Source organism: Actinomycetota bacterium, assembly GCA_013152275.1.
Classification (GTDB): domain Bacteria; phylum Actinomycetota; class Acidimicrobiia; order Spongiisociales; family UBA4744; genus BMS3Bbin01.
Genome location: JAADGS010000073.1, coordinates 1 through 13,878 on the forward strand (window position 1 = coordinate 1; position 13,878 = coordinate 13,878).

Here is a 13,878-nt window from a genome sequence, read left to right on the forward strand (position 1 = left end):
CTCGTGTTGCGTGAGCAGATCGTCAACGAGCAGCTCCCGCAGCTTCTCGAGATTCAGGCGAGGCTCGATGCTGCCCTCGATGAACCGGCCGGTGCAGGCTCATGAGCGACCCGTCCCGCCCTTGGCGCCTCGCGTGGCGACGTCGACACGGCTGGGTTCGACTCACCGCCTGGATCGTCGTCCTCGTCGTGCTTCCTGTGGCCGCCTACCAGTTCGGACGGAGAGCCGACACGCCTGCGGAGGCGATCGCACATGCCGCACCGCCTGCACCGGCCGATATCACTGCCACGGTTGAACGGCGGACCCTCGAAGCTGCCGAGGTGTTCCTCGGAGAAGTCACGCTCGATGTCGTCCCACTCGCCACCCCACGAGCGGGTGTGGTCGTCGACATTCCGGTGGAAGCCGGCGACACGACTACCGAAGGCACTGTCGCCGCGGTGCTCGACGACCGACCGATCGTCATGCTCCGCGGTGACCTGCCGCTGATCGACGACCTCCAACCTGGTGCGACCGGCTCGTGGGTGACGCAACTTCAACAGTCCCTGACCCGACTCGGGCTCTACACGCTCGAGGTGGACGGCAGGTATGGTCCGGCGACACAGTGGGCGGTGAGCAGGCTGTACGAGTCGATCGGATTTCGCCCGCCGACCGCATCGGAGCCGCTGTCGGGCCGCGCGACGGCCGGTGGCACGCCGCTCCCGTCGGCGGAGGTCCTGTTCGTGTCCTCGCTGCCGACCAGGGTCATCGACGTCTCGGCGCATCGGGGTGACATCGTTGCCGCCGCCGATGTGCTCATGGACTTCGCCGGAGCCGCCCCGGCTGTCGTCGTGCGGGTCGACCCCACCGACGCGAAGCGATTCCATACCGGAGATTCCGTGCTGATCCGTCGAGGCGGCGGTCAGGACGACCTGCCGGGACGGGTGCAGTCCATCGAGGAGAACACCGCGGAGGAGGCCGGGGGCCTCACCCAGATTGTGACGATCGCCCCCGATGCTCCTCTTCCTGCCGATCAGGCCGGCAAGACGGTAAAAGTGTTGGTCGGCGCCACCTCGACTGGCGGGCCGGTGCTGGTGGTCCCGGTGACCGCGATCAGATCCGCAGCCGACGGCGGCACCTATGTGGACGTGCAGACCGCGCCGGAGGAGTTCGACCGAGTACCGGTGACCGCCGGCCTGGCCGTCGGTGGTTTCGTTGCCGTCGAGTCCCCCGACGGTCGCCTCCACGAGGGAGGCAAGGTTCGGGTCGGGACCGTGGCGGAGACCGGCGGGTCATGAGCGAAGTCGCTCGGCTGGAAGGGGTCGGCCGCACCTTCGGACCCCGCGAGGAGGTGACGGCGCTTGCCGACGTGGACCTGGCGATCGAGGAGGGTGCGTTCGTCGCCGTCGAAGGACCCTCCGGTTCCGGCAAGTCGACACTGCTGAACATTCTTGGGCTCCTCGATACACCGTCCACCGGACGCTATCGACTCGATGGGAACGATGTGACCGGGCTTCGGGCCGGGGAGGCGGCACGAGCGCGCGCCGAGTTCCTCGGGTTCGTGTTCCAGTCCTACCATCTGCTGGCGGCCAAGAACGTCATCGACAACGTCGTGCTCGGCGCCTCCTACCGTGCCATCCGTCGTCGGGAACGGTATCGAAGAGCATTCGATGTGCTCGACGAACTGGGTCTCGCGCATCGTGTCACCGCCATGCCCCCAACCCTTTCGGGGGGTGAGCAACAGCGTGTCGCCATTGCACGCGCCGTCATCGGCGGCAAGCGGCTGTTGCTGTGCGACGAACCGACCGGCAACCTGGACTCCGAGAACACCCGCAAGGTCGTTGAGGTTCTGCGACGGATGGCACACGAGGGTATCGCCGTCGTCGTGGCCACCCACGACCCGATGGTGGCACGAGAGAGTGATGCCACCGTCCGGCTCGTCGACGGCCACCCGGTCACATGAGGCGTCTTGTCCAGGCGATCGGCGAGGCGACCTGGGGTCTGCTGGCGCAACCCCGGCGTCTCATCGGTGCGGGCCTGGCGACCTCCCTCGGGATTGGACTGTTTGTGGCCGCATGGACGTTGAACGTCACCGCCGGGCAGCAGATCTCTGCGAGTTTCGACGCGTTCCGAGCGACCGAGGTTCGCGTCTCGAGCGACACGGGAGGTGGTGACTGGATTCCCGCCGACTATCTCGAGCGCCTGGCGCAGATGTCGGCCGTCGTCACGGCGCAGAAGCTCACCGACCTCGACAGTGTGACCATCTCCACCTCGGTGCCGGAACGGCCGGACCTGGGCACCAGCCTGTCCGCCCGCGCCTGGGGCGTCGATGATGATGGGCCGAGAGCAATCGCCGCCGTGATCGATGGATCCAGGATGGAGCCGACGCCCGGAGAGACACCAACGGTGCTGCTCGGCGGCCGTGTCGCGGCTGCCCTCGGCATCGACACGGTCGACGGAGTGCAGTCCATCTGGATCAACGGCAACCCGGCCGTCGTGCGCGGCATCATCCGTTCGGTCGGCCGGCGACGTGAGATCCTCGACGGGATCGTGGTACTCGATCGGGATGCTGCCACGCTCGGCCTGCACTCGGTGGCGGATGAGATCATCATCGAGACCGTCGGCGGCGGCGCAGCCCAGGTGGCCGAGCAGGCCCCTCTGGCGCTTCGCCCCGACAATCCCGAAGCCGTCACCGCGATCGCTCCACCCGACCCCGAACAGTTCCGCCGGCGTTTCGAGGGTGATATCAAGCAGGGACTCTTCGCGATCTCTGGTGTGGCGATATTGATCGGAGCGATGACGATCAGCAGCACCATCGCCACCTCGATCCTCTCGCGTACCGCCGAGATCGGACTTCGGCGGGCGCTGGGTGCACGGGCAGGCGACATCCTTGCGATGGTCATCGCCGAAGGCGCGACCATGGGGTTCTTCGGCGGTCTCGTCGGAGCGAGTTTGGGCGTCGTCGGTGCGATCGCGGTCTCGGCGCGGCTTGGTTGGAACCCGATCGTCGACCCGGCAGCCACGGGTCTCGCCGTTGGCGCCGGAGTCGTGATCGGTATTCTCTCGGCCCTGCCGCCGGGATTCCGAGCCACTCGGATCGATCCTGCCGAAGCGCTCCGGTCCGTCAACTGACCGTCGGCTCTGCAACCGGCTTCCAGGATTCTGCAGCCGATCGCCGAGGGCTGTGCTTCAACCGGCACCGGCAATCGGCGACTGGCGACCGCTTTGGTACCCTGCTCCATCTGGCAGAGGGAGAGACGTGGAGATCGAGATCGGCATCGGAAAATCGGGGCGGCGGGCGTACAGCTTCGATGACATCGCAATCGTTCCCAGTCGCAGGACGAGAGATCCCGAAGACGTCGATATCTCCTGGCAGTTCGACGCGTTCAACTTCGACCTCCCGATGCTCGGTTCGGCGATGGATTCGGCCATCAGCCCTGCGACGGCGAAAGAGATCAGCAGGCTGGGGGGACTCGGGGTTCTCAACCTCGAAGGTCTCTGGACCCGGCACGAGGACCCGATACCGCTGTTCGAAGAGATCGCCACGCTGTCCGCCGGCACGGCGACGCGCAGGATGCAGGAGATCTACGCAGAACCGATCAAGCCGGAACTGATCGGAAGGCGAATCGAGGAGATGCGCACTTCCGGCGGCATCACGGCCGCCAGCCTGACCCCGCAGAGAGTGCGCGACTACGCGAAGCTGACCGTGGACGCCGGGCTCGACGTGCTCGTGGTCCAGGGCACCGTTGTCTCTGCCGAGCATGTCTCGACCCGCTCGGAGCCGCTGGACCTGCGTGAGTTCATCGCCAACTTCGACCTTCCGGTGATCGTCGGAGGATGCGCCTCCCACTCGACGGCCCTGCATCTCATGCGCACCGGCGCGGTCGGCATTCTCGTAGGTGTCGGTCCCGGTGCCGCCTGCACGACGAGAGGTGTGCTCGGCATCGGTGTCCCGCAAGCGACAGCGATCGCCGACGCCGCCGGAGCGAGGATCCGATATCTCGACGAGACCGGCCGCTACGTTCATGTGATCGCCGACGGGGGAATGCGCCGCGGCGGCGACATCGCGAAAGCCATCGCATGTGGCGCCGACGCCGTGATGATCGGTTCCCCACTGGCAGGAGCGACGGAGGCGCCCGGGCGGGGCTTCCATTGGGGTATGGCGACGTTCCACCCGACGCTGCCCCGCGGGGCACGCGTCGAAGTCGGCGCCCTCGGCACCCTCGAGGAGATCCTCATCGGCCCTGCGTACGAGAATGACGGCCGCAGGAACCTTTTCGGCGCCCTGCGGGTCTCGATGGCGACGACCGGCTACCGGGATCTCAAGGAATTCCAGAAGGCAGAAGTGATGATCGCTCCGTCCCTGCAGACCGAAGGCAAGGCGCTGCAGCGATCCCAGCAGGTGGGAATGGGTTGACCTTGCAGCGGGAGTACGGCCAGGCATCCACCGGTGATTTCGACAGGGTGCTCATCGTCGATCTCGGGGCCCAGTATGCCCAGCTGATCGCCAGACGAGTCCGTGAGGCCCACGTCTTCTCGGAGATCGTTCCGAGGGACATCACCGCGGCCGAGATTGTCGCGCGGGCCCCGACCGGGGTGATCCTCTCGGGAGGTCCGGCCTCGGTGTACGCGGAGGATGCCTACGACATCGATCCGAAGATCTTCGACCTCGACGTTCCGATCCTCGGCATCTGCTACGGGCATCAACTCATCGCCTCCACGCTCGGTGGCGAAGTGGCGAGAACCGGTACGGCCGAGTACGGCAAGGCGGCACTCGAAATCACGGATCGGTCACTGCTGTTCACCGGGCTCCCCGATCATCAGGATGTGTGGATGAGCCACGGCGACGCCGTTGTCGCAGCTCCGCCGGGGTTTCGGGTGACGGCTTCGACCCCGGGGTCGCCGGTAGCCGCGATGGAGTCCGAGGATCATCGCCTGTTCGGTGTGCAGTTCCATCCAGAGGTCGGGCACACCCCTCGGGGCACCGACATGCTCAAGCGGTTCCTGTTCGACGTCTGCGGTGCCCGACCGTCCTGGACGAGCCACTCGATCATCGAACAGTCGGTCGAAGCCATCCGCTCCCAGGTCGGAGACGAGAAGGTGATCTGCGGGCTCTCGGGCGGCGTGGACTCCTCGGTCGCCGCAGCGCTCGTGCACCATGCGGTCGGCGATCAGCTGACCTGTGTGTTCATCGATCACGGCCTGCTGCGAGCGGGCGAGGCGGAGCAGGTGGACGAGACGTTTCGGGGAGCCTTCCAGATCAATCTGATTCACGTGGACGCCCAGGACCGGTTCCTCGACCGCCTGGCAGGGATCACCGACCCGGAGGCCAAGCGCAAGATCATCGGGGAGACGTTCATCCGCGTGTTCGAGGAAGTCGCCGCGGATCTCACCGACACGCCGTTTCTCGTCCAGGGGACGTTGTATCCGGACATCATCGAGTCGGGGACCAAAGACGCTGCGCGCATCAAGAGTCACCACAATGTCGGAGGGCTGCCCGAGGATATGCAATTCGAGCTGGTCGAGCCGCTCAGGGACCTGTTCAAGGACGAGGTGCGAGCGATCGGCGCCGAACTCGGGCTGCCGGAGGAGATCGTGTGGCGACAGCCGTTCCCCGGACCCGGCCTGGCCGTGCGCATCATCGGGGAGGTGACCCGCGAGCGTCTGGCGGTTCTGCAGGCTGCCGATGCGATCGTTATCGAGGAGGTGCGTCGGGCGGGGATGTATCGGGAGCTGTGGCAGTCATTCGCCGTGCTGCCTGCGGTGCGCACCGTCGGGGTGCAAGGAGACGGACGTACCTATGCGTACCCCATCGTCGTGCGAGCGGTGACGTCGGACGACGCTATGACGGCCGACTGGGCGCGTCTGCCCTACGAGGTGCTGGAACGGATCTCGTCCCGTGTGATCAACGAGGTTCCGGGAGTCAACCGGGTCGCCTACGACATCTCCTCGAAACCGCCGGCGACGATCGAGTGGGAGTGAAGTTCCCGGTTCCGGCGAGACATGTATCCAGATCCTCTTGTCCGCGGTTCAGATGGCCTTGTTTCGGTTCTGCGCCCCGACGGCCGACAGTTGCCGAAGTTCCCGACACGCGCCTCAAGTAGGTGTCTGCGCACGCCGATACGCGTGATGATCGAGAAGAAGGTGTTGGAGTGGAGTTGAGCGGCGACGCCGAGTTGCTGGCCATCTTTCGTGAGGAACTCGTCTCGCGGGCCGGACATCTGGTTGAGGGAGCGCGATTGCTGCGGTCCGGCGGTGTCGACCCCAGGCACGCCTCCGACCTCTTTCGTGACGCCCACACCGTCAAGGGATCATCGAGAATGATGGGCTTCGATGCGCTCGGCGAAGCCGGCGAGGTCCTCGAGTTCGCATGGCGATCCATCGGAGATGGCTCTCAGAGTGGTGCCATCGCCGACCTTGCGGCATCTCTCGAAAAGGCAGCATCGTTGCTGATTCCGACCCTCGATGTTGATCCGGTCGGAGGTACTCCCCAGCTTCGAGCAGCGATTGCAGCCGTCAAGAAACCGGTCAGCGTTCCGGAGCCCGAGCCTTCGGATGCGGAGGACGCTCCTGCAGTCGATCCTTCCACACCTGCTGATCTCGGAGGTCTTCTGTCGGCAGTCGAACGGGGACTCATCGGTACGGCGACGCGGGTCGACACGAACAAGCTGTATCGGATGATCAACCGGGCCGCGGAGGCGAGGCTGGATGCGGACGCCCTCTCCGATGCGGTACGAGCGCTTCGACTCACCGCCGGCAACCCGAGAGAGATCGCATCCCTCGCTGCCCGATGGGAGTCGGCGGTCGAGTCGGTGGACGATGCAGTCCGGGATCTGCAGGATCGCGCCCTGGAGCTGGTTTCCGAACGGTTCGGGGTGGTTACGTCGACCTTCCCGCAGTTCGTCCACTATCTGGCTCGCCGAACCGGCAAGGAGGTTCATCTGGAGCTCACCGGTGCAGAGGTGGAGGTGGATCGTCAGATCCTCGAACATCTACGCGAGCCCCTCCGGCACCTCGTGGTCAATGCGGTCGACCACGGGATCGAGTCCGCGGCAGAGCGCGCGGAGGCGGGGAAGCCGACGACCGGCCATGTCGTCGTCAGAGCTGCAGCTTCGGACGGTCAGCTGCGCATCTCTGTGGAGGACGATGGTCGCGGAATCGACTGGGGATCGGTTCGCAATGCCGCCATCGCTCACGAGATCGACCCGGGTGAGGTCGGATCCGATCTCTCCGGCCTGCTGTTCCGGTCGGGTTTCTCGACCGTTGTGGAGCCATCCGATCTGAGTGGAGACGGAGCGGGTCTGGCCCTGGTTGCCGAACTCGCAGACCGCGTCAATGGTGGTATCACCATCGAGTCGCGTCCTGGCAAGGGTACATCGCTGTTGCTGACGCTGCCGTTGTCGTGGTCATTCCAGGACCTCGTTCTCCTTCGATCAGAGGGGAGAGTTTGGGGGATCCCGGCGGCCGCGGTCATCGCCACGGTGCCGACTGCCGGGGCGGACGTTCGGCCAAGCAAGGATCGCATGGAGCTCATCTACCAGGGGAAACGTGTCCCGATCAGTTCCTTTGCCGCTGCAATCGGTGCGGGGCTTCCTGAAGAGACGGAGCAAGTCGTCGTGCTGGCCACCCGGGCAGGGAGGGCGGCGGTCACCGTCCCTGAGGTGCTCGGGAGACGCCAGGTCGCCGTCAAGGGCCTCGGTCCGCTGCTGGCGGGAGCACCGTACCTCACCGGAGCAGCCGTGCTGGGCGGCGGTGAGGTCGTCGCAATCGTCGATCCGAATCGACTCGCAGATCAGATTCGGGCGCTCCCGATTCCCGACGGGCAGCGGCCGCGCGTGTTGGCCGTCGACGACTCGAAAGGTGTCCGTCAGCTGGTCGCCGCGGTCCTCGGCAGCCAGGGGTATGACGTTGTCGTTGCCCGCAACGCCGAAGAGGGCCTGGAGCAGCTCGAAGCCAAGGCGTTCGATGCGCTGGTGGTCGACTTTGCGATGCCCGGACCCGACGGTGTGGAACTCGTCAAGGCGGTTCGCAGGCGCCTCCCTGCGCTTCCGGTCATCATGATCTCCGGTGTGGCGACCGCGGCCGACCAGTCGAGGGCGTGGGAAGCGGGCGTCGACGCCTATCTCGACAAATCCGACCTTCGTCAGGGGTTGCTCGTGTCGACACTTGCCTCTCTTCTCGCACTGAGGAATGGGAGTTCTTTGGAGGTTCGTCCGTGAAGGTACTCGTCGCCGACGACAGTCCGGTCATTCGGGCGGTAGTCACCTCGCTTCTCTCCGAGGCCGGGTTCGAAGTCGTCACCGCGAGTGATGGCTTCGAGGCGATCAAGGCTTTCTACGCCGAGCTTCCAGATCTCGTACTGCTGGATATCAAGATGCCGAAGATGACCGGCTACGTGGTCTGTCGTCTCATCAAGGAGGACTACACGGTCGCACACATCCCCGTGCTGATTCTCACGGCCCTGGATTCCGCCGAAGATCGCTATTGGAGCGAGAAATCCGGTGCGGACGGCTATCTGACCAAGGAATCGCTCGGGCAGGATCTGGTGGGGGCCATCCGATCGGCGAGAGCGACCAGAGCCCTCTCGGAACTGAATCGCGATCAGGAGCCCAAGCAGCTCGACACCGTCGACGTGTTGGCGAGAGTTACGGATCTTCTGGACCGCAAGCTGTTCGACGCGACGATCATCAACGACATCGTTACGATGGCGACCCGTCCGGGGGACCTCGCCGGAACCCTCGGCGAACTGCTGCAGATTCTTCGGCGTTTCGTCGGTTTCGACGTCGCCGCGATCGCGCTTGCTTCGGAGAAGAGGATGGCGGCACGCCTCGAGAGCACACTTTCGCGGGGCGAGTTCGACGAGTTCAAGCGTCTCGTGGCAGGGCATCTCGATCAGCTGTCGGCGGTGAAGGTGAGCCCGGACGAACTGGGGGTCTGGTTCGCCGAGCCGCCGGGGTTCGGCTGGACGGACTCCGGGCAGGGTTGGCCGTCGTTCTTCGCGATGGGCCTTCGCTCCCGTGGGGAGGTTCTGGGGATTCTGGCCCTCGCTTCCCGGCGTGCCGGCGAGTTCACACCGCAGGTGGCCCGAACGCTGAGAATGGTGGAGTTTCCCATTGCGGCCGTGGTCGACTCGGCCTCGTATCACCAGAAACTCCTGGAGCAAGAGGCGCGGCTCAGCCTGTCGTCCCTCTACGGAGACCTCCAAGGGTAGATGCCTCGAGCGCTTCTCGGTGACACTCCATGAGGCCGGGAAGACTGCCGGGGCGGCGTCCATCTTTCTTTTCCCTCAATCGGGGCCTGTTTCCCGTCGATAACCCACTCATGAGGCGTGTAGGGAGATGCTGAACTTCGTTGCGGGAACGGCGGTCGTTCTCTCGATCGCGGCTGTCATCTGGGCACTCCGGTCGAACGCGGCGGCCCGCACACGAGAGGCTGCGGCCAAAGAGTCGGCCGAACGAGCCCGACAGATGAAGGACGAGTTCGTGTCGATGGTGAGTCACGAGCTACGAACGCCGCTGACATCGATCGCCGGCTTCGCAGAAGCCCTCAGAGAATCCTGGCGTACGAGCAGGGAGGAAGAGGTCGACGAGTTCCTCGACATCATCCGCAACCAGGCGCAGCACCTGCACGAATTGGTGGAAGATATCCTCGTGCTTCCTCGTCTCCAGGCGGGAAGGCTGCCCCTGCACCCGGAGGAGTTCGAACTCGCGCCGCTCGCTCACGAGGTGGTCAGTCTGGTGAGCCCTCCTGGGGCGAAGCGGGAGGCAGCCGTTGCGATCCCGGGCGGGGTCATGGTGAACGCCGACCGGAGGCGGGTGTTTCAGGTGCTTCGCAATCTGTTCGAGAATGCGGTGAAGTACGGCGGCGATCAGGTGCTCATCGAAGGCAGTCCGTACGGGCGTCGCTTCCTTGTCGTCGTGTCCGACAACGGTCCCGGCATCCAGGACGAAGAAGTCGACCGAATGTTCGTCCGTTTCGAGCAAAGGTCGAAGGGAGACGCACGATCGGATCAGGGGATCGGTCTCGGGCTTCCGATTGCCCTGCAGCTGGCGCAGGCGATGGGCGGGGACCTGTGGTATGAGCACCGGTTTCCGACCGGATCGAGATTCTGTTTCACCATCGCGTTGGCCGGTGTCCCGGAGGATGGAGCGGAGGCCTCGGTCCGTCATCCGGACGAACTGCGGTCCGCCCACGAAGGTCACTGAAGCGACCTTCGGGTCGGTGTCACCTGTCGCCGGTCGGACTGTCACAGAGCACGGGTACCATCGGCACCATGCGCGAGCACTCCCTGACCGACTCATCGCTGCTCGACGACCTGAACCCGGTGCAGCGTGATGCGGTCGCGGCCACCGAAGGCCCGGTGCTGGTCGTGGCGGGTGCCGGGTCGGGCAAGACGAGGGTGCTCATCTACAGGATTGCCCATCTGATCCACGATATGGGTGTACCCCCTCAGTCGATTCTTGCGATCACGTTCACCAACAAGGCTGCGGGTGAGATGCGCGATCGGGCCGAGGTACTGGTCGGATCCCGTGTGCGGGCGATGACGATTTCGACGTTCCACAGTGCCTGTGCCCGAATCCTGCGTCGGGAGGCACATCGGCTCGGCTATCGGTCGGGGTTCTCCATCTACGACAGCGCCGACGCCTTGCGGCTCACGACCATGTGCATACGCGATCTCGACATGGATCCGAAGCGGTTCCCTCCGCGGAGCATTCGAGCGGCGATCTCGAACGCGAAGAATGAGATGATCGACTTTGAAACCCACAAGGCGCAGGGTGCCGGGTTCTATCACGAACAGGTTGCAGACGTCTACCGCCTCTACCAGCAGCGACTGCTGGAGGCCTCTGCAATGGACTTCGACGATCTCTTGATGGTCACCGTCGAGCTGTTCGGAGCGTTTCCCGAGGTGCTCGAGCACTATCAGCGCCGCTGGCAGTACGTGATGGTCGACGAGTATCAGGACACGAATCGAGCGCAGTACATGCTGGTGAAGCAGCTCGCCGCCGGTCACCGGAACCTGTGTGTCGTCGGCGACAGCGACCAATCGATCTATGGGTGGCGGGGCGCGGACATCCGCAACATCCTCGACTTCGAGAAGGACTACCCGGACGCGAAGGTCGTGGTCCTCGATCGCAACTACCGCTCCACCGAGGTGATCCTCGAGGCGGCGAACTCGGTGATCGCCAACAACGTCGCCCGCAAGCCGAAGCATCTGTGGACCGACCGCGGTCGGGGAGAACCGGTCGTGCGTTACCAGGCGGAGGATGAACACGACGAGGCGGCGTTTGTCGCCGAGCAGATCGGTTCCCTTGAAGAGGCCGGGTACACGGCGTCCGATGTCGCGGTGTTCTATCGGACCAATGCGCAGAGCAGGGTGCTCGAGGAGGTGTTCGTTCGCTACGCCCTCCCATACCAGGTGGTCGGCGGCGTGAAGTTCTACGAACGCAGGGAGGTCAAGGATGTCCTCGCGTACCTGCGGGTGCTGGTCAACCCCGACGACGAGGTGGCCCTCAAGCGGATCATCAACGTTCCGAAACGGGGTCTGGGCTCCACCTCGATCGCTCACGTCGATCGTTTCGCTCAAGGCCGCGGGATCAGCTTCCACGACGCCCTTGTCGCCGTCGACGATGAGCCACACCTGGCGGTCCGGGCCCGCAGACAGATCAAGGAGTTTGTCGCGCTACTCGGCATGCTGCGCGAACATGCCGCGGATGGGGCGAAGGCTGCGTTGGAAGCGGTACTGGCCGAGACCGGGTATCTGGCCGAAATGGAGGCGGAGCGAACGATCGAAGCGCTCGGGCGGGTCGAGAACCTGCGGGAGCTGGTGTCGGTCGTCGAAGAGTACGAGGCGGGTGCCGTGGGGACGCTTGTGGATGAGGAGGAGTGGGACGAGTTGCCGGGGCTTCGGAGACTTGAGTTGTTCCTCGAGTCGATCAGCCTCGTCACGGATCTCGACGAACTCGACGAGGGTACCGAGGCCGTAACGCTGATGACGCTGCACACGGCCAAGGGTCTCGAGTTTCCGGTGATCTTCCTGATCGGCATGGACGACGGCGTGTTTCCGCATGCCCGATCGCTGAGTGACCCGGACCAGCTCGAGGAGGAACGCAGGCTCTGTTATGTGGGCATCACCCGTGCGAAGGACCGTCTGTTCGTCACGAACGCCTGGAGTCGGATGCTGTGGGGCGGGACGAACTACAACCCGCCGAGCCGGTTCCTGACCGAGATCCCCGACTCACTGACCGAGACGATCAAGCGGGGCCGGCGGCGGCCTGATCGAAAGCAGATCAGGCCTCGTGAGACGGTCGGCGTGCTCGATCTCGTGATCGGCGACCGGGTCTGCCACGACAAGTGGGGGTCGGGGACGGTGCGGCGAATCGTCGGCTCCGGTGACCGGGCAGAAGCGACGGTCGCCTTCGACGGGATGGGCGAGAAGCGCCTGCTGCTCGCCTGGGCGCCGCTGAAGAAGGAGTAACCGGTTTTCTCGTCAATGGGAGCGTCGATATGCGACGCCGGCATTGACAGGAAAACACCCTCCCCTTTTCTCGTCAATGGGAGCGTCGGTATGCGACGCCTGCATTGACAGGAAAACGGGCTAGGAGGCCGGCGCCGACCGTTTCTCGTCGATCGAGGCGAGGAGCTTGTGATAGGCGTCGGCAAACTTGCGCACGCCCTCGTCCTCGAGAACCTGTACCACGTCCTCGTAGTCGATACCGACCGTCGCGAGCTGATCGAGCGTCTTGACGGCAGCGGCGATATCGGTGCTCGTGAACACCTTGGGATCGGGGTTGCCGTGGTCCTGGTACGCCTCGATCGTGGAGATGGGCACGGTGTTGACCGTATTCGGGGCGACGAGATCTTCCACGTACATGACATCGCTGTAGGCGGGATTCTTGGTCGAGGTGCTTGCCCAGAGCGGACGCTGGATGTGGGCACCCTTGGCCACGAGCGCCTGCCAGCGATCTCCCGAGAATGTCTCGAGGAACGCGCCGTACGCGGCCCGGGCATTGGCGATCGCAGCCTTGCCGCGCAGCGCCAGGGCGTCATCGGTTCCGATGCCCTCGAGCCGTTTGTCGACCTCGGTATCGACCCGGGACACGAAGAACGATGCCACCGACGCGACACGCGACACATCGCCACCGACGGCGACAAGGCCCTCGAGGCCGCCCAGGTATGCCTCCGCAACCTCCCCGTATCGATCGAGGGCGAAGATCAGGGTCACGTTGACGGAGATTCCTTCTGCGATCAGTTTCCGGACGGCGGGGATGCCTTCGACGGTCGCGGGCACCTTGATCAGCAGATTCGGGCGGTCGACCCGCTTCACCCACCCGCGCGCCTCGGCGACCGTTGCAGTGGTGTCGTGGGCCAGGTCCGGTGACACTTCGACCGACACGTATCCATCGACACCGTCGGTGCGGTCGAACACGGGACGCATCACATCGCAGGCGGCCTGGATGTCGCCGGTGACGAGGGCCGTGTAGATCTCGTCGGTCGATGCACCACGACCGGCCATGTCACCAAGCGGTCCGTCGTAGTCGGCCGATCCTATGATCGCCGCGGCGAAGATCGACGGATTGGAGGTGACGCCGGTGATCGCGTCGTCGTCCATCATTCGTGGCAGGCCGGTGGGTTTGAGGAGCTCTTGGGATATGGAGTCGAGCCAGATGCTCTGACCCTGGGCGGCGACGGCGTGCAGACGTGATGACATGATGGCTCCGGATCGGTCGTGTTGGTCCAACGGTAGCGGGCCACCGCTTGTTCCATGCGTGTGCGGGGTATCGATTGAGGTGCTCGGCGACCCGGTCCTGCACGTCGTCGAACCGTTCGGCGATCCAATCGACAGGTGCCGGGCCCGGGTCGCCTCGGTCGATTCCATCCTCGAGGATCGAGTCTCATGGCCGG

The 13,878-nt window shown here is 64.9% G+C and carries 10 protein-coding genes; 9 read left to right on the forward strand and 1 reads right to left on the reverse strand.

Annotated elements, in window-relative coordinates:
• Nucleotides 1-101: 101 nt before the first annotated feature.
• The 9 genes from GXP34_11675 to pcrA all read left to right on the forward strand — a co-directional run bounded on the left by GXP34_11675 (nt 102) and on the right by pcrA (nt 12,451).
• On the forward strand, nt 102-1,274 hold the full coding sequence (locus GXP34_11675; protein NOY56630.1) for a hypothetical protein: 1,173 nt from the start codon (nt 102-104) through the stop codon (nt 1,272-1,274).
• Nucleotides 1,271-1,939: an ABC transporter ATP-binding protein gene (locus GXP34_11680; GenBank protein NOY56631.1), complete on the forward strand. Its 669-nt coding sequence runs from the start codon at nt 1,271-1,273 to the stop codon at nt 1,937-1,939. The genes GXP34_11675 and GXP34_11680 overlap by 4 nt, the downstream gene beginning before the upstream one ends.
• Nucleotides 1,936-3,108 (forward strand): FtsX-like permease family protein, encoded by a 1,173-nt coding sequence (locus tag GXP34_11685; protein ID NOY56632.1) that lies wholly within the window; start codon nt 1,936-1,938, stop codon nt 3,106-3,108. Before GXP34_11680 ends, GXP34_11685 begins: the two co-directional genes overlap by 4 nt.
• Before the next feature lie 127 nt (nt 3,109-3,235).
• Complete coding sequence (locus GXP34_11690) at nt 3,236-4,393, forward strand: GuaB3 family IMP dehydrogenase-related protein (GenBank protein ID NOY56633.1); 1,158 nt, start codon at nt 3,236-3,238, stop codon at nt 4,391-4,393.
• Entirely contained in the window at nt 4,390-5,958 is a 1,569-nt protein-coding gene (gene guaA / locus GXP34_11695; protein NOY56634.1) for a glutamine-hydrolyzing GMP synthase, read from the forward strand. Before GXP34_11690 ends, guaA begins: the two co-directional genes overlap by 4 nt.
• 170 nt (nt 5,959-6,128) lie before the next feature.
• Nucleotides 6,129-8,195 carry a response regulator gene (locus GXP34_11700; GenBank protein NOY56635.1) on the forward strand — a complete coding sequence of 689 codons (2,067 nt, stop codon included), beginning with the start codon at nt 6,129-6,131 and terminating at the stop codon, nt 8,193-8,195.
• Nucleotides 8,192-9,187 carry a response regulator gene (locus GXP34_11705; protein NOY56636.1) on the forward strand — a complete coding sequence of 332 codons (996 nt, stop codon included), beginning with the start codon at nt 8,192-8,194 and terminating at the stop codon, nt 9,185-9,187. The genes GXP34_11700 and GXP34_11705 overlap by 4 nt, the downstream gene beginning before the upstream one ends.
• Nucleotides 9,188-9,314: 127 nt before the next feature.
• Entirely contained in the window at nt 9,315-10,181 is an 867-nt protein-coding gene (locus GXP34_11710; protein NOY56637.1) for a HAMP domain-containing histidine kinase, read from the forward strand.
• Between the two features lie 68 nt (nt 10,182-10,249).
• Nucleotides 10,250-12,451 carry a DNA helicase PcrA gene (gene pcrA / locus GXP34_11715; GenBank protein NOY56638.1) on the forward strand — a complete coding sequence of 734 codons (2,202 nt, stop codon included), beginning with the start codon at nt 10,250-10,252 and terminating at the stop codon, nt 12,449-12,451.
• Nucleotides 12,452-12,571: 120 nt separating this feature from the next.
• Here pcrA and tal read toward each other — a convergent pair whose 3' ends face one another.
• Complete coding sequence (tal, locus tag GXP34_11720; protein ID NOY56639.1) at nt 12,572-13,684, reverse strand: transaldolase; 1,113 nt, start codon at nt 13,682-13,684, stop codon at nt 12,572-12,574.
• Nucleotides 13,685-13,878 lie beyond the last annotated feature (194 nt).

Excerpts from the sequence above, each read along its gene's own strand:
- GXP34_11675 (NOY56630.1), top strand. The coding sequence starts at position 102 with ATGAGCGACCCGTCCCGCCCTTGGCGCCTCGCGTGGCGACGTCGACAC.
- GXP34_11680 (NOY56631.1), top strand. The coding sequence starts at position 1,271 with ATGAGCGAAGTCGCTCGGCTGGAAGGGGTCGGCCGCACCTTCGGACCC.
- GXP34_11685 (NOY56632.1), top strand. The coding sequence starts at position 1,936 with ATGAGGCGTCTTGTCCAGGCGATCGGCGAGGCGACCTGGGGTCTGCTG.
- GXP34_11710 (NOY56637.1), top strand. The coding sequence starts at position 9,315 with ATGCTGAACTTCGTTGCGGGAACGGCGGTCGTTCTCTCGATCGCGGCT.
- pcrA (NOY56638.1), top strand. The coding sequence starts at position 10,250 with ATGCGCGAGCACTCCCTGACCGACTCATCGCTGCTCGACGACCTGAAC.
- tal (NOY56639.1), bottom strand. The coding sequence starts at position 13,684 with ATGTCATCACGTCTGCACGCCGTCGCCGCCCAGGGTCAGAGCATCTGG.